Raw genomic sequence first — 21772 nt, forward strand, 5'->3', positions numbered from 1 at the left:
CTTCAGTTCAGAGCTTCGCTTACGCTAACCCCTCTCCTTAACCTTCCAGCACCGGGCAGCGACGCCGTACGGCGTCGGCCGAATCCCGTTCTTCTGCTTCTTCTACGACGCGACGCCGACCATTACGGGGCAGCCACCGGATAGGCGCTCAGAATCTCCTTGGCCTGCGGATTGACCGCAATCTGCAGGTACTTCTCTCCCCTGGTTCCGATTGTTCTTCCCATGGGGAAGACGAACTTGAAAGCGTCCGCGGGGTCCTTTATCGCCTTGCTCTGCATGGCCCACGCCTCGTCCACCAGGGCGAGAACCTTGCCGGGGTCCTTCTCGACGAACACCGTGTGTGTCGCTCTGGAGGCGTCGGGCACCGTGTGGGCGAGCACATGGTCGATCTTGTTGCCGAACCTCCTGTCGAAACCATAGATCAGCCCGCCCGGCGACTGGAGCCTGCCGCCGCCCAGGTCGGCGAAACCGACCGGGCAGAACGTGTTGTGGACGAGAACCGGGGTGGTCCCCGCCAGCACGTAGTAGGTGTGGATGTCGGCGACGCTGAGGTTGTAGGCCGAGTGGAGCCGCTGATAGCGGTGGACGCCTACGACGGTGACGGTCTCGCCGCTGCTGGTGCGCAGCGTCTGGCCGGGGCTGAGATCGCCGGCGTCGATCCAGCGGTGGGCGCTGGGCGACCAGAACGGGTGGTGCTGGGTGGCGGTGATCCGTGACCGGCCGGCGTCGATCGTGATGTCGGCGAAGTCGGTGTCGTCCGGCGTGTAGATGGTGTCGGTGACAGTGCGGCCTGCGGTCCGGCCGCTTCGGGGATCGGTGGCGAGGACCGCGTCACCGGTACGGAGGTCCTTGATCTCCTTGGTCGTGCCATCGGACATCAACACGTGCGTGTCGCCGGGGAAGCTGTTGGGCCGGCATGCCAGGCGGAATTCCTCGTAGGCGTTCACCGACCGCTCGATGCTCGCCAACGCCTCCGCGTCGATGTCGAGCGCGCGCAGCGCCTTCAGGGCGTCCTCGACCCCGATGCCGGTGCGCAGGGCGGCGTCGACGGCGCGGATCGCCTCGGTGATCTTCCCGATCGGGCCGCCGAGGGGGAGCCAGGTGGCGGCCCAGGCACAGTCGCCGTAGCTCCCGTCACCGGAGCCGGTGGCCTTGTGGTAGCAGCCGGTGAAGTCCTTGATGATCGAGTTGTAGAGGCCCTTCCACAGCTCCTTGGTCGCCTCCCAGGAGGAGATCTTGACCGTCTTCTTCAGGTCCTTGAACGACTTGGTGGTGAGGAAGTACGTGTCCTCTGCCGGGCAGCCTGCCTCGGTGGCCGGGACGTCGGGGTTGTCGCAGAAGTAGTAGCTGACGACCGCGTCGAAGTGCACTTCGAACACCAGGTCGCAGGGCAGGCGGGAGCAGTCGTCCGGAAGCCGCTGCGGGTCGCCCTGCTGCTTGATGTCGTCGATGACGGAGAACACGCCGCCGATCCCGGTGCCGGTCCCGGCGCCGGTCTGTACCTGCTTGTTCGCGTCGGCGGCCGCCGCCTGGTCGGCCGCCTGCTGCGCCGACTCGGCGTACTTCTGGGCGTCCTTCGCCGCCTCCTCGGCCGCGGTGGCCTCGGCGTCGGCGCGGTCGGCCGCGGCACGGGCGTCCTTCGCCGACTGCTCGGCCTCGGCGGCCGCCGTACGGGCCGCGTCGGCGTCCAGGGCCGCCTGGTCGGCGGAGTCCCGGGCGTCCTTGGCGTAGCCCTCGGCGTTGCCGGCCGCCCGGTCGGCGGCTGCCGCGTCCGCGGTGGCCTGCTGGTCGTACTCGATGGTGCGCGCCAGTGACTTCTGCGCGTCCGCCGCGTACTGCGCCGCCTCGGACGCGTAACCCAGCGCCTCCTTCGACGACTTACGGGCGTCTGCGGCGTGCCCGGCCGCCTCGGCGGCGATCGTGTACGCGGCCTTCGCGTCGCCGGTCGCCGCGTGCTCAGGCCGTCGAGCGGCTTCTCCCAGACGTCGACGTACGCGCCGAGGGCGTCGCCCGCCTTGTCGGCGGTGTCCTTGTCCTTGTCGTACGCCGTCGAGAGCGGGGTGGTGTTCCAGTATTCGCGGTTCGCCGCGGTGTGCAGCTTGTCCGGGGTCTGGTCGAGCCCGTCCTGCGCGGTGCCGAACATGGCCACGCCGCCCGTGCGCAGCACCTCCGCCATCAGGCACTGGTCCTGGCGGAGCTGCTCGGCGGCCTTGGCGTCGAAGCCGTCGTAACTGTCGGCCACCGGGCTGAAGTCGGCGGCCCGGTCGTGGGGCAGGTCCGGCCGGCCGGCGACCGTGGCGAGCACGGCGAGCGCGAGGACGGAGGGGACGAGTCGCTTGAGACGGCCGGCTTTTCGTGCAAGGGGCATGACAAGCCCGGGCCTGGAACGCAAAGGGACACCCCGTTCTTCGCAAAGAGGGCAGACGGGGTCCCGGCTCGAAAAGGTGACGTATGCCGTGGCAGCGGTCAGGCCCGCATGCCCCTCCCCATGGCGACGACGTTCCCCCGGTCGCTGATGGACGTGCGCGGCGGCGGAGTGGTCGGCTCAGCCCAGCGCGCGCACCCAACTTTAGTAAAGTTGTGCGACACCTGTGAAGAGTTTTTGACCGAGCGAGATCAACCTTCACCTGGCCGCCCGGCCCCGCGAACACGACGAGGGCCCGGTGGTCTGCGACCACCGGGCCCTCGCAACATGGAGATTGTGGAGATGGCGGGAATCGAACCCGCGTCCAACGGTGCAAAAACAGGGCTTCTCCGTGTGCAGTTCGCTGTGATTTTCTCGGCCCCGGTGATCTCGCGAACAAGTCGCCGACGGGCCCAGTCACTGTTTGATTTCCCATCGAACCCCGTGACCGGGCTCGATGGTTTAGTCCCCTAGATTATGCCAGGGTCCGGGTCGGGAACATCCCCGGGCTGACACCCGTTAAGGGCCTTCACTCACTGCTTATTAGGCAGCGAGGGCGAAGGCGCGGGAATCGCTCTTGGAATTGGCGATTATTGGTTGCGACATATGGTTAACGAGATCATTGCCGCTTCCTCGACACGCTTCCCCTGTTTCAACATCCGCTGTCGAAACCGATCATCCCCATGTTGATTTTTCAATGCGCACACCCGGGCTTCCCCTGGTGTTGGTCCCATCGTACGTGACCAACGCACGCCGATGCCACCGTATTCCCCGCGCCTTCGCCCTACTGGCCGCGCTGCTTCCGTTTCGCCGCCGAGATCGCCCGGTCCGACTCCCGCCGGTCCTGCTGCTCACGCAGGGTCTGCCGCTTGTCGTACTCCTTCTTGCCTCGCGCCAGGGCGATCTCCGCCTTCGCGCGGCCGTCCTTGAAGTAGATGGCGAGGGGCACGATCGTGTGGCCCGCCTCCTGGGACTTGGCCTCCAGCTTGTCGATCTCCTCCCGGTGCAGCAGCAGCTTGCGCTTGCGGCGCACCGAGTGGTTGGTCCAGGTGCCCTGGCTGTACTCGGGGATGTGGGCGTTGTGCAGCCACGCCTCGTTCCCGTCGATCTGCACGAAGCCGTCGGTCAGCGAGGTGCGGCCCTGGCGCAGCGACTTCACCTCAGTGCCGGACAGGACGATGCCGGCCTCGTAGGTGTCGATGATCGCGTAGTCGTGCCGCGCCTTCTTGTTCTGCGCGACGATCTTGCGCTTGCCGCCCTTCTCGCCGTCCCTGGCTTTGGCGGCCGTCCCCTGCTGCTTCTGCTGGGACTCTTTCGGTACGTACATTCCCTTGGCCATAGTGCCATCCATTTTCGCACTACGGAGGGGGTGCGGGGGAAGCGGATTAGCAGCGGGTTCCGCGGGTTCCGCACGACCTGCGACGGGCTACGACGGATCTCCGAGGCCGCTCAGAACCGTCTCCGCCCGCTCCAGCGCCCCGGAGGACACCTCCAGGTCGGGGGTGATGCCCCGGCCGTCCACGGCGTGGCCCGAGGGGGTGCGGTAGTGACCGACGGTGAGCTCGGCGACCGAGCCGTCGGGGAGGCGGGTGGGCATCTGGATGGAGCCCTTGCCGAAGGTGCGGGAGCCGAGGACGACCGCGCGGCCGCGGTCCTGGAGGGCGCCGGTGAGCATCTCGGCCGCGCTCATCGTGCCGCCGTCGACGAGCGCGACCAGGGGTCTCGCGGTGTCGCCGCCGGGTTCGGCGTGCAGGGACCGCTCGGCACCGTCGACGTCGTAGGTGGCGACCAGGCCGCCGTCGAGGAAGGCGGAGGCGGCGGTGACGGCCTCGCTGACCAGGCCGCCGGAGTTGCCGCGCAGGTCGAGGACGATGCCGCCGTCGGCCGGGGCCTGCCGGACGGCGGTGCGCACGAGCTCACCGGAGCCCCTGGTGAAGGCGGAGATCTTGATGACGGTGATGCCGGCGGTCAGCTTGTGCACGGTCACCGAGTCCGTCGACAGCAGCGCCCGGCGCAGGGTCTCGCTCCACGCGCGCGTACCGCGTTCGAGCCCGAGGGTGACGGTCGTACCGGCGCGGGCGTCGGTGGCGTCACCGCGCAGTAATGAGACGACGTCGGTGACGGGGCGCCCGTCGACGTCCTCGCCGTCGATGCTGCGCAGCCGGTCGCCCTTCTTGATCCCCGCCTCGGCCGCGGGCGACCCGGCCTGCACCTTGGTCACGTCGATCCGCCCGTCCGCCGTCCGCCGGGCCCACAGCCCCACGCCCGTGTACTGACCGTCGAGCGCTTCCTCGAACTCCTGGTACTCGCCCTCGGAGTAGACCGCGGCCCACCGGTCCCCGCTGCGGCTCACGGCCCGTTCCGCCGCCTCCATGGGGGACTTGCCGTCGGCCATCGCCTCGGCGGCGGCCTTCGCGACGTCCTCGTGCCCGGCGGCCGGACGCGCGGCCCCCGTGGGCGTCTTCCGGTCGGACTGCCCGGGATCCGGAAACGCCCCGGTGGCCGCCCCCGTCACCAACAGCCCTGCAAACACCAACGTCAGAGCCGCCCCCCGGCGAACCCGGCGGGGCTGACAGAACAGCTCTCGGCCTGACATGCGGGTGAGTCTAGGACAACCCGAAGGGCCGCACGGGTGGTTGTTCGTACGGCCCTCGTGGCATCCATCACGCGTCTCTGTCCCACGGAGAACACATCGTCCATGCGGTGATCAAGGGTTCACTCGCGAGAGTGGCAATACCCCGACGGCGTCCGGACGTTCGGACTTCGCGCATACGGTCTGGTGACGGACGCAGAGCGACCGAGCAAAGGGGGCACCGACTTGACCCGGACACGACGGGAGGCCGAGGCGGCAGCCGGGCATGTCCGGTACACCTATCGGCTGCGGGTGTCATCTTCCGCCCGCAGGGCACTGCTGGCCGAGTGGGGGCGCTGCCGATGGGTCTGGAACGAATGCGTGGCCCGATCGAAGAGGGCCCACCTGGCGGCGGAGACCTGCGGTCCGGCACGACTGGATCGCATGCTGACTGCGGCTCGTGCTGTCGCCCCCTGGTTGGCCGCGGGCTCCAGCGTGCCGCAGCAGCAGGTCATCCGTGACTTCGGCAAGTCCCGGGCAAAGGCGCAGAAAGACATCAAGGGCCGCCTGCCGCAGCGGCAGCGGGCCGGAATGCCCAAGCACAAGAAGAAGCACGACGCCTCGCCCAGTCTCAACTACACGAAACGGGGTTTCTCCCCCGCAAGCGGGAGGTACCCCCAGCTGAAGGGCGGCCGCCTGCATCTCGCCGACGGGATCGTGCTCACAGTCGTGTGGTCGCGGAAGCTGCCGGCCGCACCCTCATCGGTACGACGAAGAAGGCCCTGGTCGAGATGGCTCGCAAACATGGGCGGGACATTCGCCTCGTACATCCCGCGCACACGACCATGGGCTGCGGAAGGTGCGGAGCGAGAACCAAGCACGCCCTCCCGCTGTCAGAACGTACCTACACGTGCACCGCGTGCGGAGCGGTGTCCCCGCGGGACAAGAACTCCGCACGCGTGATGCTCGTCCGGGCCGGTCTGGACCCGGCTGGTGTCGAAGGCACAAGACCTCCTGGAGCGCCGCTCCAGGAGGCGGCCCGAGCCAGGAATCCCCTCCCTCTCGGGAGGGGAGCGGTCAAACCTTCAGGTACTTGCGCAGCGCGAAGAACGCGGCAAGCGCGGGCATCAGGAGGCTCGTTGCGAGGATGAGGGGGAGCTTGGTCAACACCGCGTCCCAGCCGATGAAGTTGATCAAGTTCAGCTTGTGGGACAGGTCCAGGCCGTGGTCGATGATGAAGTAGCGGGCGATCACCAGGAATCCGCAGGCGACCGTGCCGCCGATCAGGCCGGCGACCGCGGCCTCCGCGATGAACGGGGCCTGGATGTAGAAGCCGGAGGCGCCGACCAGGCGCATGATGCCGGTCTCGCGCCGACGGCTGAACGCGGAGACGCGCACCGTGTTGACGATCAGCATCAGGGCGACCACCAGCATCAGGGCCATGACCATGCGGGCCGCCCAGTTCATGCCGTTCAGCAGGCCGAAGAGGTTGTCGAGGATGCCCTTCTGGTCCTGGACCGACTGGACCCCGTCACGCCCGTCGAAGGCGGTCGCGACGACCTGGTACTTCTCCGGGTCCTTGAGCTTGATCCGGTACGACTCCTGCATCTGGTCCGGCGTGAGGGAGTCGGCGAGCGGCGAGTCGCCGAACTGCTCCTTGTAGTGCTTGTACGCCTCGTCCTGCGACTCGTAGGTGACCTTCTCGACCACCGACATCTTGCCGAGGTCCGCCTGGATCTGCTTCTTCTGGTCCTCGGTCACCGCGCCCTTGGCGCAGTTGGGGTCGGACTCGGCGTCGCTCTTGTTGCAGAGGAAGATCGAGACGTTGACCTTGTCGTACCAGTAGCCCTTCATGGTGTTGACCTGGTCGCTCATCAGGAGCGACCCACCGAAGAGCGCCAGGGACAGGGCGACCGAGACGACGACCGCGAAGGTCATCGTCAGATTCCGGCGGAGACCGACTCCGATCTCCGACATTACGAACGAGGCGCGCATGGCGTCGAGTTGTGCCTTTCCGTCAGTGCTGGTAGCCGTAGACGCCGCGGGCCTGGTCGCGGACGAGGCGGCCCTTCTCCAGCTCGATGACGCGTTTGCGCATCTGGTCGACGATGTTCTGGTCGTGGGTGGCCATGATCACGGTGGTGCCGGTGCGGTTGATGCGGTCCAGCAGCTTCATGATGCCGACCGAGGTCTGCGGGTCGAGGTTGCCCGTGGGCTCGTCCGCGATCAGCAGCTTGGGCCGGTTCACGAAGGCGCGCGCGATGGCCACGCGCTGCTGCTCACCACCGGACAGTTCGCCGGGCCTCCGGTCCTCCTTGCCGCCGAGCCCGACGAGGTCGAGCACCTGGGGGACGGACTTGCGGATCTCGCCCTTCGACTTGCCGATGACCTCCTGGGCGAAGGCCACGTTCTCGGCGACCGTCTTGTTGGGCAGCAGGCGGAAGTCCTGGAAGACCGTCCCGAGCTGGCGGCGCATCTGCGGCACCTTCCAGTTGGACAGCCGGGCGAGGTCCTTGCCGAGGACGTGCACCTGGCCGTGGCTGCATCGCTCCTCGCGGAGGATCAGCCGCAGGAAGGTGGACTTTCCGGAGCCGGAGGACCCCACGAGGAAGACGAACTCGCCCTTCTCCACTTCCAGGGACACTTCCCTGAGTGCGGGGTGGGTCTGCTTGGGGTAGACCTTGGAGACATTGTCGAATCGGATCACGGATGCACCACGGGTCGCCGGGGGTAGATGAGCGTGACCATACGCGAGTCGGGTGAGGAAGCGCAGGCGCCGGTCACGGTTGGGTGAGGCTTGTGCGGTTTTGTTCCGGGGCAGTCTCTCCGGAGCGCCCAGGAGTGCCGGGGCGAGGTCTGCGGACGGCCGCGCTCTTTCCGGGGGAACCTGGCACAGTGGGAGGGGAACGTTCTCGTTCCGCGGAGCGTTGAGTAGGTAATGGCCGGTGCAAGGAGGGCGAGCGCATGACGTACGACCGGTTGGTGTGCGCGAACTGCGCGGCGCCCGTGAGCGAAGGCCGGTGCCCCGTGTGCCGTGCCAATCGCGAGCGTCTTCAGCAGGAGAATTTCCTCGGCGGTCTGAACCCGATGGCGCTGATCGGGCTGCTGGCGGTGCTGATCGCCGCGGTGGCGCTGCTGGCGGCGCACCAGACCGCGTAACGAAGCTCACACACGAAGCTCACCCAAGAGCGACCGAAGGGCCCTGAGCCACTGCTCGGGGCCCTTCGTCCGTTGCGATGCGCATACGCTCCGTGAGCAGCTGCCTACCGTCAGGCGGCAGCGCCGCCGCGGCCGCCCACGAGGCGCGGCAGGATGCGGAAGCCGATACCGCCGGCGATCATCGTGGCGGCGCCGACGACGAGGAAGGCCGTCTGCCCGGCACCGGTCTCGGCGAGCTGGTCGCCGCCACCCTGGGCCTCGGTGTTCGAGGACCCGGTGTCGGTGAGGGCGGAGGAGCCGGCCTCCTGCGCGGAGGTGCCGGAGTTGCCGTCGGTGCCGGTACCGCCGGAGGTCGAACCGCCGGTGGAGGAACCGCCGGTGGACGAGCCACCCGAGGTCGAACCGCCGGTGGACGAACCACCGGTGGACGAGCCACCCGAGGTCGAACCGCCGGTGGACGAACCACCGGTGTCCGTGCCGCCCGTGTCCGTACCGCCGGTGTCGGTGCCACCCGTGTCCGTACCACCGGTGTCCGTACCGCCAGTGTCGGTGCCACCCGTGTCCGTACCACCGGTGTCCGTACCGCCAGTGTCGGTGCCACCGGTGTCCGTACCGCCAGTGTCCGTACCGCCAGTGTCGGTGCCACCCGTGTCGGTGCCACCGGTGTCCGTACCGCCAGTGTCCGTACCGCCAGTGTCGGTGCCACCCGTGTCCGTACCACCGGTGCCGCTGGTGCCACCGGTGTCACAGGTCGGGTCTACGACGATGTCGCAGGGCGTGCCGCCCGTTCCGCCATCGTCATTGCCGGTGTCGACGGTCGCGCTGACACCGCTGTCGGTCACGCTCACGCCGATGTCCAAGGCGGAAGCGGCGCCGGCGGCCGTGAGAGAGGCGCCGGCTGCGATCACAGCGCCGGCGGCTATCCGCGCGACGCGGAGACGCGTCTTCTTCGTCATATGGTTGCTACCCCCAGTAGCTGATCGTCAGTGCGGCGGCGCTCGGGGCCGGTGCTCGACGGAGACAGCTACGAATATTCAAGGCCCCCGGTTCACATGCGCCCCAGAGATACGCATGCCACACTTCACCCTTCCCATTTTCCAAGAGCACGTCAAGGCCGTTGCGCGCGCGATGTCCAGTTGCGCACCCAATGCCGGGAGTTGAAGCGTGTGAGTGTGACGTAAAACCCAGACATACAAGAACTGCCGCCCGAGGGGCGGCAGTTCCAGGTCGGTCGACTCGCCGTGGGCAAGTCGACAAAGTTACTTCTCCTGCTGCTTGCGCCAGCGAATTCCGGCCTCCAGGAAGCCTTCGATCTCGCCATTGAACACGGCCTCGGGGTTGCCCACCTCGTAGTCGGTCCGCAGGTCCTTGACCATCTGGTACGGGTGCAGGACGTACGACCTCATCTGGTTGCCCCAGGAGTTGCCGCCGTCGCCCTTGAGGGCGTCCATCCTGGCCTGCTCCTCCTGGCGGCGCCGCTCGAGGAGCTTGGCCTGGAGGACGTTCATCGCGGTCGCCTTGTTCTGGATCTGCGACCGCTCGTTCTGGCAGGAGACGACGATGCCGGTGGGGAGGTGGGTGAGGCGCACCGCGGAGTCGGTGGTGTTGACGCCCTGGCCGCCGGGCCCGGAGGACCGGTACACGTCGACCCGCAGCTCGGACTCGTCGATCTCGATGTGGTCGGTCTGCTCGACCACGGGGAGCACCTCGACCCCGGCGAAGGAGGTCTGCCGGCGCCCCTGGTTGTCGTAGGGCGAGATCCGGACGAGCCGGTGCGTGCCCTGCTCCACGGAGAGGGTTCCGTAGGCGTACGGCACCTGCACGGCGAAGGTGGTCGACTTGATGCCGGCCTCTTCGGCGTACGACGTCTCGATGAGCTCGGTCTTGTAGCCGTGCTGCTCGGCCCAGCGCAGGTACATGCGCTGCAGCTTCTCGGCGAAGTCGGCGGCGTCGACGCCACCGGCCTCGGCGCGGATGTTCACCAGCGCTTCCCGGGAGTCGTACTCCCCGCTGAGCAGGGTGCGGACCTCCATCTCGTCCAGCGCCTTCTTGACGGCGGCGAGCTCGGACTCGGCCTCGGTACGGGTGTCCGGGTCGTCCTCCTCGTCGGCCATCTCGAAGAGCACGGAGAGATCGTCGATCCGTCCGCGCAGTGCCTCCGCCTTCCTGACCTCGGCCTGGAGGTGGCTCAGCTTGCTGGTGATCTTCTGCGCCTCGTCCGGGTTGTCCCACAGGGACGGCGCGGCCGCCTGCTCCTCGAGCACGGCGATGTCTGCCCTCAGCTTGTCGAGGTCCAGAACGGCCTCGATCGACTCCATGGTCGAGGAGAGGGACTTGAGCTCTTCGGATACATCGACGACTGCCACGCCTCCAGCGTAACGGCTCCGCCAACCGAGGATGGCCGACGGGCATCCCCGCCCGTTCGGGTCCCGGTCGGGTCCGGGCCTCGGCAGGCGTCCGAGCTTCCGGCGGGTTCCGGGGCGGAGCCCCGTGGCGGCACCCCTGCGGCCTGCCGAGTCAGGTGGTCGGGTGGGAGGAAGACCGGCGGAGGCACGGCCCGCACCCGCCCCCTCACGGCGCCGACGTGCTGTGCGTCTCCTGCGGCGGAGCCGAGTCGTCGCCGGACGACGCCAGCCACGCGCCGACGCCGACCGCCGCCGCCACCGCGACCCCCGCCACCGCGAACGTCACCCTCCGCCGCCGCGCCGCCACACGGTGCCGTGCCGACCCCGGCCGCGGCGCCCCCGACGCCCTCGGCGCCCGCGCCGTGCCCCGGGCGCCGCCCGCCAGCTCGTCGGGGCCCGGCACCCGCATCGACGTGTGCGTGTCCCGGTTGGAGTCCGGCTTCGCGCCCGGCACCAGGGAGACGGCCCCCCGGCGCCGTACCCGCTGCTCCTCCGCGGCCGGAGCGGCGGCGGCCGCCGACTCCTCGGCCTCCTCCGGCGTCTCCGTGTCCGGCTCGTCGACGTCCAGCGGCGGCATCCCCACCAGCGTCGGCAGCTGCTCGCGCAGCCGCGCGGCCAGCTCGGAGGCCCGCAGCCGGGACGCCGGCGCCTTCGCCAGGCACTGGACGAGCAGCTGCCAGAGCTCCTCGGGGATGCCGGGGAGCGGGACGACGGTCTCGGTGACGTGGCGGCGGAGCACCGCGCCGGGGTGGCCGCCGCCGAACGGGGTGAAGCCCGCGAGGAGCTCGTACAGGACCGTCGCGAGCGCGTAGATGTCCACCGACGCGCGGGGCGGCAGGCCCTCGACGATCTCCGGGGCCAGGTAGTCCGGCGTGCCGATGATCTTCGTGGCGCGGGTCCGCTTCGGGGAGTCGATGAGCTTCGCGACGCCGAAGTCGGTCAGCAGGGCCGGGTGGGAGCCGCCAGGACCCAGCGGACCCTGCATGTCGAGGAGGACGTTCTCCGGCTTCACGTCCCGGTGGACGACCCCCGCCGCGTGCGCCGCCGCCAGCCCGTCCGCGACGTCCGCGACGATCGCGACGGCCGCCTCGGGCGCGAGCCGCCGCTCCCGGTCCAGGCGGGTGCGCAGATCCGTGCCGCGGACCAGGTCCATGACGAGGGCGAGGTCGTTGCCGTCGACGACGAGGTCGCGGACGGACACCACGTGCGGGTGATCGAGGCCCAGCAGTGCCGTGCGCTCCTGCACGAAGCGGCCCACCAGCTCCTCGTCGGAGGCGAGATCCTCGCGCAGCAGCTTGATGGCGACGGGCCCCTCCGGCCCCTCGCCCAGCCACACCGTGCCGGCGCTGCCCCGCCCCAGGATCTGGTTGGCGGTGTACCGGCTGCCGATCTTCCGTGCCAAGACTGCTCCTACAGACGCGTGTTGCCGACAAAAGTACGCGTCCGACGAGCCAACCTTCACCACGAAGGCGGAAATCACCCGCCAGGTGTCGACAAATCCCCAGAGTCGCGGTCGGTTCTCGCGGTCAGTTGCCGGAGCCGTTGCCCAGGTCGCCGATGAAGTTGCTGACCGAGTTCGCCCAGTGGCTCAGCTGGTTCCAGTAGCCCCGGCCCTGCCCGACCCACGTGTGGACCGGGGTCAGGTCCCAGATCAGCCAGCCCGCGACGAAGAGGATGACGACCAGGAACAGGCAGCCCTTGAGGCAGCCGAGCCCGGGGATCCGCATCGGGTTGGCGCTGCGCTGCCGCGGCTCGCGCGGGGCCCGCTGCTGCGGCTCGGCGGGGGGCGCGTAGCGCTGCTGGGGCTGCTGCGGCGGGGCGTACTGCTGCGGCCGGCCGCCGCCGTACCCGGCGGGCTGCTGCTGGCCGTAGCCGGCGGGCTGCTGCTGCCCGTACCCACCCTGCTGCCCGCCCTGTCCGCCGCGCGGCTGCGGCCGGCGTACCGGCTGCTGCTGCGGGGCCTGGCGCGGCGGCTGCTGCTGCGGCCGGGCCACCTGGCGCTGGGGGCGGCGGCGCAGCGGATCCTCGCCCGGGTCGAGGTACTGGACCTGGGTCTGCTCGTTGCGGTCGCGGGCCGCCCGGAGCTGGGTCTGCCAGGGGTGCGGCTGTTCCGGCTGCTGCTGGCCGGACTGCCCCGGCTGGCCGGGCTGGCCCTGGGGCATCGGCGGCATGACGGCCGTCGGGTCGGCGGCGCCGGTGTTCGGCAGTACGGCGGTCGGGTCGGCGGCGCCGAACGGCGCCGGCTGGCCGGTGTGCGGGAGGACGCTGGTCGCCGCGTTCGGGTCGTACGCGCCCATCGGCGTGCCCGTGTTCGGCAGCACCTGGGTCGGGTCGGCCGCGCCCGGTACGGCCGGCGGTGCCGGGTCGGGGGCCAGCAGCGCGCCGACACCCTCGGCCGCCGCGATCTGCGCGGAGTTCGCGTGCACGCCGACGCCCTCGGCGACGACCCGCAGGCCGCGCGCGAGGTTCTCGGCGCTCGGGCGTTCGGCGGGGTTCTTGCGCAGACAGCGTTCTATGACCGTCCACAGCGGGTCGGGGACGGTCGAGGGGCGGCGGGGCTCGGCGCTGAGGTGCTGGTGGAGGACTTCCAGGGCGCTGCCGCCGGAGAACGGCGGGCGGCCGGTGACCAGCTCGTACAGCAGGATGCCTGCGCCGTAGATGTCGACGGCGCCGGTCTGCGGGCGGCCCTCGGCGGACTCCGGAGCGATGTACGCGGGCGTGCCGACGAACTCGTGGGTGCGGGTCAGGCCCGGGGAGTCGGCGAGGCGGGCGATGCCGAAGTCGGTCAGCATCGGGTGCATCTGGCCGTTGTACTGCGCGAGCAGCACGTTGGCGGGCTTCAGGTCGCGGTGCACCACGCCGTCGGCGTGGCTGGCGGCGAGCGCGTCGGCGACCTGGGCGGTGAGCAGGGCGGCGGCGACGGGCGTGAAGGGGCCGTTCTCGCGCAGGTAGCGGTGCAGGTCGGGGCCGTCGACGAGGTCCATGACCAGGGCAAGGAGATCGCCCTCTACAACGAGGTCCCGGACCCGGACGATGTTCGGGTGGGTGAGCCGGAGCAGGACGGAGCGCTCCCGCAGGAAGCGCATCACGATGTCGGGGTCGTTCGCGAGCTCTTCCTTGAGGACCTTGATCGCGACGGTCTCGCCGGGCTGGCCGGGCACGGCCGCCTCGGCGCCCGCGGTCTCCCGCTGGCGGGCACGCCAGACGGTACCGGTGGCGCCGCGTCCCAGCGGCTCCTCCAGGAGGTACTTGCTGCCTACCGGCCGCACGTCATGCACTCCCTGCTGCTTGCTGAATGTCTCCGACCCATGTGTCCGACCCACTGTAGTGCCGTGATGCCTGGGACCGGGCTGTCGCCCGGCTCTGCTTTCCCCTCCCTCGTAGGGAGCCGATAAGCGTTCCCGACGTATCCCCATACGTTGGCGTTCCGGCCTGCGTTCGATGGAAAGACGCTTGCTTCGGTCCGCTGGTTGCCGGGCTCGGACGTGACCGATCTCAAGTGATCGCCCGCACGATATTGGTCAGGCACTTTTGGGGGCAGAGCTGACCAATCAAGATCACTTACCATCGGGGCGTGGGCGCGTTGTCAGTGGCAGGTGCGAGGATGCGTTTGACAGCAGAACTGGCCGACGTGCTCGTGGCGGTGGGGGGAATTCCGCGCCCGCGCAGAAGGGACCGTTGACGGCGATGCAGATCCGGCTGACCGTCGTAGACCCGCTGGGCCCTGCCGCGCAGCGGGGCCGGGCCGTGAGCCGGGACGTGCTGGTGACGGCGCCCGCGGGCACGGACCTGGCCGCGGTGGCGTCGGGGCTGGCCTCGGCGGTCACCGGGGACGGCAGTCTGGGCGGCCGGGAGCCGAGCGGCGCCCCGGTCGTGCTGTACGCCGGGACGGAGCGGCTGGACGCCCGCCGCCGCATCCTGGGCGAGCCCCCGCTGGTCGACGGCGCCGTGCTGTCCCTGGGCGCGCCCGCGGCCCCCGAGCCGCATCCCGAGCTGGACGACGCCCCGACCCAGCTGCACGTGATCGCCGGCCCGGACGCGGGCGGGGTCCACCTCCTGCACGGCGGCCAGATCACCATCGGCCGCTCCGCCGACGCCGACGTCCCGCTCGACGACCCGGACGTCTCCCGGCTGCACTGCGCGGTCACGGTCGCCGCCGACGGCCGGGTCTCGGTCGCCGACCTGCACTCCACCAACGGCACGGCCCTGGACGGCACCCGCGTCACCGACCGCCCGGTCCGCCTCACCCCGGGCTCGCTCCTGCGCATCGGGGAGTCGGCCCTGCGGCTTACGCCGTCCGGGGGCCCGGGGGCCCGGGTGGGCACGGCACCCGACGGGGAGGGGTGCGTGCGGGTGCTGACGGGCGGCGAGGGGGTCGACGGCGACGGTTCCGCAGCCCCGGGGAGCGGTACGCCCGCGCCGGCCGGCCGTACCCATCACGCGTACGGCACGGCGGGCTGGGGAGCCGCGGGCGGGGCCGCCGGGAGCCAGGAGCACGGCCCGGTGGAGCCACCGGTCGTGCCGGCACAGGGGGACGCACCGAGGATCGAGAGCCGGGGCGGGCTGCCGACGGCCGGCCGCGGCGACGGAACGCCGCGGACCGACCGGACCGGGCGGGAAGCCGGGCTGCCGGCCGGGCACGGCGGGCACGCGGGCGGGTTCCCGTCGGCCGCCGGGCACGGGACCGAGCCGCCGTCGGCCGGGCGCGGGGACGACGGCGGCCGCCTCGGACACCCGCCGGCCGGCGAGTACGGCACGCTGCCGGGCCCACGCGGCGGTTCGGGCGCCGCGCCCGGCTTCACCGTGAAGCACGGTTCAGGTGACACGCATGCCGGCCGATCCGGAGTGCTCGGCGGCCCGAGCTCCGCCGGCGGTTCCGGAAGCACCGGAAGTTCCGCGGGCACCGGAAGTGGCGGCAGTACCGCCACCCGCCCCGCTGCCCCTGCCTCTGCCCCCACAAGCGCGCACCACCGCTCACCGGCCGCCACTCCGACGGCGGGGCACCCGACGGGCACCACCCGCACCGACGGCGGCCCCCTCGCCGACACCGCCGCCGACACCCCCGGCGACGCCTCCGCCCCCTCCGGCCGGCGCAAAGGCACCCCCCTCCGCGGTACCGAAGCCCCCGCCCTGCCCGGCGCCCGCAGGCGCGGCGGGCTCGGGGCCTGGGCGCGGCGACTGGCCGGCGGGCGCGGTGAGCCGCCGACGGCCGCCGACGACGAGACCGCGGCGCAGGACGGCGGCGCCGCGTCCGCCGGTCTGCCCGCCCAACCGGAGACCTGGCCCGACGCCGCCGCCCTGCTGCTGACCGCGCTCGGCCCCGGCCCCCGCCTCTGGGAGCGCGGCCCCGGTCACCCGGAGGCACTCACCGTCCGGCTCGGTACGGCGGACCGCCCGACGCCCGACGGCTCGGGCCTGCTGCCCGCCGTCCCGGTCACCGCCGATCTGCGCGAGGCCGGCGCCCTGGGCCTGGCCGGTCCGCGCACCCGCCTGGCCGGCCTGGCCCGCGCGGTCCTGGCCCAGCTCGCCGCGCTGCACTCGCCCGACCTGCTGGAGATCGTCCTGATCAGCGCGGACCGGGCCCGCCCCCTGGAGGAGCGCACGGCCGAGTGGTCGTGGCTCGGCTGGCTCCCGCACGTCCGCCCGGGGCACGGCCAGGACTGCCGCCTGCTGCTGGCCTACGACCGTGAACAGGCGGCGGCCCGCGTGGAGGAACTGCTGCGGCGGACGGAGGAGCTGTCCGCCCCCCGCAGGCCGGCCACCCCGTCCGACCGCCCGGCCCCGGCACCGGTCCCCGCCCAGGCCCGTACGGCGGCGGACGCCGCGTCCGCCGAAGCCGCCAACCGCCCCTCCTGGGCCCGCCCCGGCCTCGGCGGCGACGACGACGGCAAGGGCGGCTTCCCGGGCCCGTACACGGTCGTCGTCGTGGACGGCGATCCCGGTGGCTCGGCACTGCGGGACGCGGTGGCGCGGCTGACCGTGGCCGGACCGCGTGCCGGAGTGCACGTCGTCTGCCTCGCGGAGACGGCCCCCGCCTCGCCCACCTCCCCGGTCGACCAGACCTACGAGGAGGCGTGCGCGGTGACGCCGACGTTCCGGGAGTGCGGGGCGGTGGCCCTGCTCGGCGGCGACGTGGCGACGGCGCTGCACCTCCTGCGGGTCTCGGCCGGCGGTCGCACCGGTCACGCCGGTTCCGTCGGCCCGGTCGGCCCCGGCACCCTGGCCGCGGTGGACGCGGTCTCCGCCGCCTGGGCCGAGCGGTTCGCGCGGGCACTGGCACCGCTGCGCCCCGACGGCCCCGGCGCCGACCGGCACACGCGGCTGGCCGCCCCGCTCCCCCAGTCCGCCCGGCTGCTGGACGAGTTGGGACTGGCGAGGGCCACCCCGGCCTCGCTGATGGCCCGTTGGGCGGACGCGGCCGACGACACCGAGTCGCTGGGCGGCCGGGCCCGGGCGGTGCTCGGCGCCGGACCGCGCGGCCCGCTCACCGCCGACCTGGTGACCGACGGACCGCATCTGCTGATCGAGGGCCCGCCCGGCAGCGGCCGTACGGAGCTGCTGCGGGCGGTGGTCGCCTCGCTGGCCGCCGCCGAGCGCCCCGACCGGCTCGGGATCGTCCTGATCGACGGCCGGGACGGCGTCGGCACGGGTGCCGGGCACGGCGAGGGCCTGCGGGTCTGCACGGACATACCGCATGTCACGACCCACCTGACCGCCAACGACCCGGTGCGGATGCGGGAGCTGGCGCAGTCGCTGAGCGCCGAGCTGAAGCGGCGGGCCGAACTGCTGGGCCGTTCCGACTTCGCCGACTGGCACGCGCAGCGCGAGATCTCCGGCCGTATCGTCCCGCAGCGCGCCCGGCCCGCCGCCTCGGGCGCCGCCGACATAGAGGCCCCGCCGAGTTCGACGCTCCGGCTGCGCCCGGCGGCCGGTGCCGCGGCCCGTGGGCGTACGGAGGCGCCGCCCCCGCTTCCCCGTCTCGTGGTCGTGGTCGACGATCTGGACGCCCTGGTCTCCCCCGCGCTCGGTTCGCCCGGCCGCCCGGCCGCCGGTTCCGTGATGCGGGCGCTGGAGGCGGTGGCGAAGGAGGGCGAGCGGCTCGGCGTCCACCTGGTCGCTGCGGCCGGCACCGGCGGCCGTACGGCGGAGACGGAACCGGCCCGGCAGGCCACCCTGCGCATCACCCTGGACACACCGGCCGGCGGCCCCGACGAACCGGCGCCGGGCCGTGGTCGTCTGACCACACCGGACGGCCGGACCACGGAGTTCCAGACGGGCCGTGTCACGGGCCGCATCCCCCGCACGGCGACCCAGCGCCCCACGGTGGTCGCCCTCGACTGGCACCGCATGGGCGACCCCCCGACCCGCCGCCCGATCCGCGAGCTGGGCAACGGCCCGACCGACCTGGCCCTGCTGGCGAGCGCGGTGGAGAGGGCGGCGAAGGAGGTCTCGGCGGCGGAGGTTCCGTCACTTTTGTGAGTGAGTGCACAACCTCGGGTCACTGATCACGAGGGGATCACGATCCCCGGCCCTCCCCCGTAGGCACCCTTGCCGCGCAAGCGGCCCCCGCGTACACCGGAGCGCACGGGACAGAGTTCTGACGTTCAACGAGGAACGAAGAACGGGGAAGTGATGCGCGTCATGAGCAACACCATCCGGACACACAGGGCCGTCACCACACTCGCCGCCCTGCTCGCGGGATCCCTCGCGCTCACCGCGTGCGGAAGCAACGACAAGAAATCCGACGGCGACACCAGCACCGGCGCCACCGAGACCAGCACCCTCACCCTTCCCAAGCTCGACGGCACCACCCTCGAAGTGGCCGCCGTCTGGACCGGGCAGGAGCAGAAGAACTTCAAGCAGGTGCTCGCGGAGTTCGAGAAGCGCACCGGCGCGAAGGTCACCTTCGTGCCCGCCCAGGACCCGATCATCAACTTCCTGGGGTCGAAGATCGCGGGCGGCCAGCCGCCGGACATCGCGCTGCTGCCGCAGCCCGGGGCGATCAAGCAGGCCGTGCAGAAGGGCTGGGCGAAGCCGCTGAGCGCCGACACGATCACGGAAGTGCAGAAGAACTACTCGCAGGGCTGGCAGGACATCGGCAAGGTCGGCGGCAAGCAGTACGGCGTCTACTACAAGGCCGCCAACAAGTCGCTGGTCTGGTACAACGCGAAGGTCTTCGAGAACGCGGGCGCCAAGGAGCCCAAGACCTGGCAGGACCTGCTGACGACGGCGCAGGCGGTGTACGACTCGGGTGTCACCCCGTTCTCGGTCGGCGGCGCCGACGGCTGGACGCTGACCGACTGGTTCGAGAACGTCTACCTCTCCCAGGCGGGCCCGGAGAAGTACGACCAGCTCGCCCAGCACAAGATCAAGTGGACCGACCCGTCGGTGAAGCAGGCACTGACCACGCTGGCCCAGATCTGGGGCAAGAAGGGGTACGTCGCGGGCGGCGCGTCCGGCGCGCTGCAGACGGAGTTCCCGGCCTCGGTCACCCAGACCTTCACCGGCGGCGACCAGCCGAAGGCGGCCATGGTGTACGAGGGCGACTTCGTTCAGGTCAACATCGGTGAGACCAAGGCGAAGGTGGGCACGGACGCCAAGGTGTTCCCGTTCCCGGCGGTCGGCTCCACGGCCCCCGTGGTCTCCGGCGGCGACGCGGCGGTCGTCTTCAAGGACTCCAAGGGCGCCCAGGCGCTGGCGAAGTTCCTGGCCTCCCCGGACGCGGCGACGATCCAGGCGAAGCTCGGCGGCTATCTCTCGCCGAACAAGAGCGTGCCGAACTCGGCGTACCCGAACGAGGTGCAGCGCACGATCGCCAAGTCCCTGATCGCGTCCGGTGACGACTTCCGCTTCGACATGTCCGACCAGGCCCCGCAGGCGTTCGGCGGCACCCCGGGCAAGGGCGAGTGGAAGGACCTCCAGGACTTCCTGCAGAACCCGACGGACGTCGCGGGCACCCAGGCGAAACTGGAGAAGGACGCGGCGGCCGCCTACGGCAGCGGAAGCTGACCCGGCGATGGCCGCACCCTCGACCACGGCCCCCGCTCCACCGGGCCGCCGCAGAAGCGTGACCGGCACCCGCAGGAGCGTGGCGGTTCTCTTCCTCCTCCCCGCCCTGGTGCTGCTCGGCGCGCTCGTGGTCTACCCGATCGGGTACTCGCTGATCCGCAGCTTCTACAACGCGAACGGCGACGGTTTCGCCGGCTTCGACAACTACAAGGCGATCTTCACGGACGACGGCATCCGCACCGCCCTGAAGAACAACGTCATCTGGGTGGTGTTCGCGCCGACGGTCTCCACCGCCCTCGGCCTGATCTTCGCGGTGCTGACCGAACGGGTGCGCTGGGGCACGGCGTTCAAGCTGGTCGTCTTCATGCCGATGGCGATCTCGATGCTGGCCGCCGGGATCATCTTCCGTCTCGTCTACGACCAGGATCCGGACAAGGGGGTCGCCAACGCGGTCTGGGTCGGCATCCACGACACCTTCGCCCAGTCCTCGGCGTTCCCGAACGCCCACCCCGGCCGCGAGTCGCCCCTGAAACCGGACCAGGGCGGCTTCATCACCACGACCACCGTCCACACCGGCCAGGCCGTCACCCTCCCCCTCGTCGGCGTCGCCCCGGACCAGATGCCCGGCGGCGCCAAGAAGGCCGTGGCGGCCAAGCCCGACCCGGGGAAGATCACCGGCACCACCTGGCAGGACTTCACCCGCGGCAAGGGCGTCGGCACCCTCGGCGCCCCCGACCCGTCCGAGCTCGGCTACGACGGGATGCGTATCGAGGCGGTCAGGAACGGCACGGTGGTGGCGTCCACCAAGGCCGCCGCCGACGGCACCTTCACCTTGCCCGCCGCCGCCGACGGCGCCCGGCTCCGCCTGCCCGCGAGCAACTTCAAACAGCCCTACAACGGCGTCGACTGGCTCGGCCCGTCCCTCGTCACCCCGGCCATCATCGGGTCGTACGTGTGGATGTGGGCCGGCTTCGCGATGGTGCTGATCGCGGCCGGCCTGGCCGGGCTGCCCCGGGAGCTCCTGGAGGCGGCGCGGGTCGACGGGGCGACGGAGTGGCAGGTGTTCCGCAAGGTCACCGTGCCGCTGCTCGCACCGGTCCTCGCGGTGGTCACCGTCACCCTGATGATCAACGTCCTGAAGGTCTTCGATCTCGTGTACATCATCGCGCCGGGCTCCTCGCAGGACGACGCGAACGTGCTCGCCCTGGAGCTGTACCGCAAGGGCTTCTCGGAGGGCCAGCCGGGCATCGCGAGCGCGATCGCGGTGTTCCTGCTGCTTCTCGTCATCCCGGTGATGTGGTTCAACGTCCGCAGGCTGCGGCGGGAGGAGCGGCGATGAGCCGGCTGCTGGAGAAGATCAACGGCGGTCTGGTGCGGGTCTTCCTGATCGTCGTCGCCCTGTTCTGGCTGGTGCCGACGATCGGGCTGCTCGCGTCCTCGCTCAGATCCCCGGAGGACATGAGCGGGAGCGGCTGGTGGCAGGTGTTCGCCAAACCGTCCCAGCTCACCTTCGACAGTTACCAGAAGCTCCTGGAGAACAGTGACATCACCAACTCCCTCTGGAACACGGTCCTGATCACCGTCCCGGCGACGATCCTGGTCGTGATCATCGGGGCGCTGGCCGGTTACGCGTTCGCGTGGATGGAGTTCCCGGGCCGGGACTGGTGGTTCCTGGTCGTGGTCGGTCTCCTGGTCGTGCCCGTCCAGGTGGCGCTGATCCCGATCGCCGAACTCTTCGGCAAGATCGGCCTGTTCGGGACGATCTTCGGGGTGATCCTCTTCCATGTCGGCTTCGGGCTGCCGTTCGCGGTGTTCCTGCTGCGGAACTTCTTCGCGGAGATCCCGCGCGAGCTGCTGGAGGCGGCCCGCCTCGACGGGGCCGGTGAACTGCGGCTGTTCACCCGGGTGGTGATGCCGCTCGGCGGGCCGGCGATCGCGAGCCTGGGCATCTTCCAGTTCCTGTGGGTGTGGAACGACATGCTGGTCGCGCTGGTGTTCACCAAGTCGGGCACCCAGCCGATCACGGTCGCGCTCCAGACCCAGGTACGCCAGTTCGGCAACAACGTCGACGTCCTCGCCCCCGGCGCCTTCATCTCGATGGTGATCCCGCTGGCCGTGTTCTTCGCGTTCCAGCGGCAGTTCGTGTCGGGGGTGATGGCGGGCGCGGTCAAATAACCGCACAAGCAACCGTACAATCTCCGCACAAATAGCCACGTAAAGGAC

14 protein-coding genes, 1 other RNA gene and 1 pseudogene are annotated in these 21772 nt (G+C 70.9%); 6 read left to right on the forward strand and 10 right to left on the reverse strand.

Going from position 1 to position 21772, the window contains the following annotated elements; genetic code table 11:
* Positions 1–122: 122 nt before the first annotated feature.
* The 4 genes from ABT137_RS44210 to ABT137_RS44225 all read right to left on the reverse strand — a co-directional run bounded on the left by ABT137_RS44210 (position 123) and on the right by ABT137_RS44225 (position 5000).
* Positions 123–2183 (reverse strand): polymorphic toxin-type HINT domain-containing protein, encoded by a 2061-nt coding sequence (locus tag ABT137_RS44210; RefSeq protein WP_351718148.1) that lies wholly within the window; start codon positions 2181–2183, stop codon positions 123–125.
* 516 nt (positions 2184–2699) lie between these two features.
* Positions 2700–3087: a transfer-messenger RNA gene (gene ssrA, locus ABT137_RS44215) on the reverse strand.
* A gap of 101 nt (positions 3088–3188) precedes the next feature.
* Positions 3189–3731: an SsrA-binding protein SmpB gene (gene smpB, locus ABT137_RS44220; RefSeq protein WP_351718150.1), complete on the reverse strand. Its 543-nt coding sequence runs from the start codon at positions 3729–3731 to the stop codon at positions 3189–3191.
* 99 nt (positions 3732–3830) lie between these two features.
* A complete protein-coding gene (locus tag ABT137_RS44225) occupies positions 3831–5000 on the reverse strand; it encodes a S41 family peptidase (RefSeq protein WP_351718152.1) in 1170 nt (389 codons plus the stop codon).
* 222 nt (positions 5001–5222) lie between these two features.
* On the opposite strand from ABT137_RS44225, the pseudogene ABT137_RS44230 reads away from it, so the two are divergent.
* Positions 5223–6016, forward strand: a pseudogene (locus tag ABT137_RS44230) (zinc ribbon domain-containing protein); the annotation flags it as partial.
* Between the two features lie 37 nt (positions 6017–6053).
* Here ABT137_RS44230 and ftsX read toward each other — a convergent pair.
* Together ftsX and ftsE are read right to left on the reverse strand one after the other, a co-directional pair.
* Complete coding sequence (ftsX, locus tag ABT137_RS44235; protein ID WP_351486726.1) at positions 6054–6971, reverse strand: permease-like cell division protein FtsX; 918 nt, start codon at positions 6969–6971, stop codon at positions 6054–6056.
* A gap of 22 nt (positions 6972–6993) precedes the next feature.
* Positions 6994–7683, reverse strand: coding sequence for a cell division ATP-binding protein FtsE (gene ftsE / locus ABT137_RS44240; protein WP_055723621.1), 690 nt, complete (start codon positions 7681–7683; stop codon positions 6994–6996).
* 257 nt (positions 7684–7940) lie between these two features.
* On the opposite strand from ftsE, the gene ABT137_RS44245 reads away from it, so the two are divergent.
* Positions 7941–8135 (forward strand): hypothetical protein, encoded by a 195-nt coding sequence (locus tag ABT137_RS44245; RefSeq protein ID WP_351718154.1) that lies wholly within the window; start codon positions 7941–7943, stop codon positions 8133–8135.
* A gap of 110 nt (positions 8136–8245) precedes the next feature.
* On the opposite strand, the gene ABT137_RS44250 is transcribed toward ABT137_RS44245, so the two are convergent.
* From ABT137_RS44250 to ABT137_RS44265, 4 genes are all read right to left on the reverse strand, one after another.
* Positions 8246–9091, reverse strand: a complete 846-nt coding sequence (locus ABT137_RS44250; protein ID WP_351718156.1) for a hypothetical protein — start codon at positions 9089–9091, stop codon at positions 8246–8248.
* 303 nt (positions 9092–9394) lie between these two features.
* A complete protein-coding gene (prfB, locus tag ABT137_RS44255; protein WP_351718158.1) occupies positions 9395–10501 on the reverse strand; it encodes a peptide chain release factor 2 in 1107 nt (368 codons plus the stop codon).
* A gap of 205 nt (positions 10502–10706) precedes the next feature.
* Positions 10707–11942 carry a serine/threonine-protein kinase gene (locus tag ABT137_RS44260; protein WP_351718160.1) on the reverse strand — a complete coding sequence of 412 codons (1236 nt, stop codon included), beginning with the start codon at positions 11940–11942 and terminating at the stop codon, positions 10707–10709.
* Between the two features lie 124 nt (positions 11943–12066).
* Positions 12067–13809 carry a serine/threonine-protein kinase gene (locus ABT137_RS44265; RefSeq protein WP_351718161.1) on the reverse strand — a complete coding sequence of 581 codons (1743 nt, stop codon included), beginning with the start codon at positions 13807–13809 and terminating at the stop codon, positions 12067–12069.
* Positions 13810–14227: 418 nt separating this feature from the next.
* Between ABT137_RS44265 and ABT137_RS44270 the strand changes: the two genes are divergently transcribed.
* From ABT137_RS44270 to ABT137_RS44285, 4 genes are all read left to right on the forward strand, one after another.
* Positions 14228–18019: an FHA domain-containing protein gene (locus ABT137_RS44270; RefSeq protein ID WP_351718223.1), complete on the forward strand. Its 3792-nt coding sequence runs from the start codon at positions 14228–14230 to the stop codon at positions 18017–18019.
* Between the two features lie 153 nt (positions 18020–18172).
* Complete coding sequence (locus tag ABT137_RS44275; RefSeq protein ID WP_351718163.1) at positions 18173–19549, forward strand: ABC transporter substrate-binding protein; 1377 nt, start codon at positions 18173–18175, stop codon at positions 19547–19549.
* Positions 19550–19556: 7 nt separating this feature from the next.
* Entirely contained in the window at positions 19557–20888 is a 1332-nt protein-coding gene (locus ABT137_RS44280; protein WP_351718165.1) for a carbohydrate ABC transporter permease, read from the forward strand.
* On the forward strand, positions 20885–21724 hold the full coding sequence (locus ABT137_RS44285; protein WP_351718166.1) for a carbohydrate ABC transporter permease: 840 nt from the start codon (positions 20885–20887) through the stop codon (positions 21722–21724). The genes ABT137_RS44280 and ABT137_RS44285 overlap by 4 nt, the downstream gene beginning before the upstream one ends.
* The last annotated feature ends 48 nt before the right edge of the window (positions 21725–21772 follow it).

Origin of the sequence: Streptomyces sp. NPDC001980, from assembly GCF_040296885.1 — a bacterium.
Classification (GTDB): domain Bacteria; phylum Actinomycetota; class Actinomycetes; order Streptomycetales; family Streptomycetaceae; genus Streptomyces.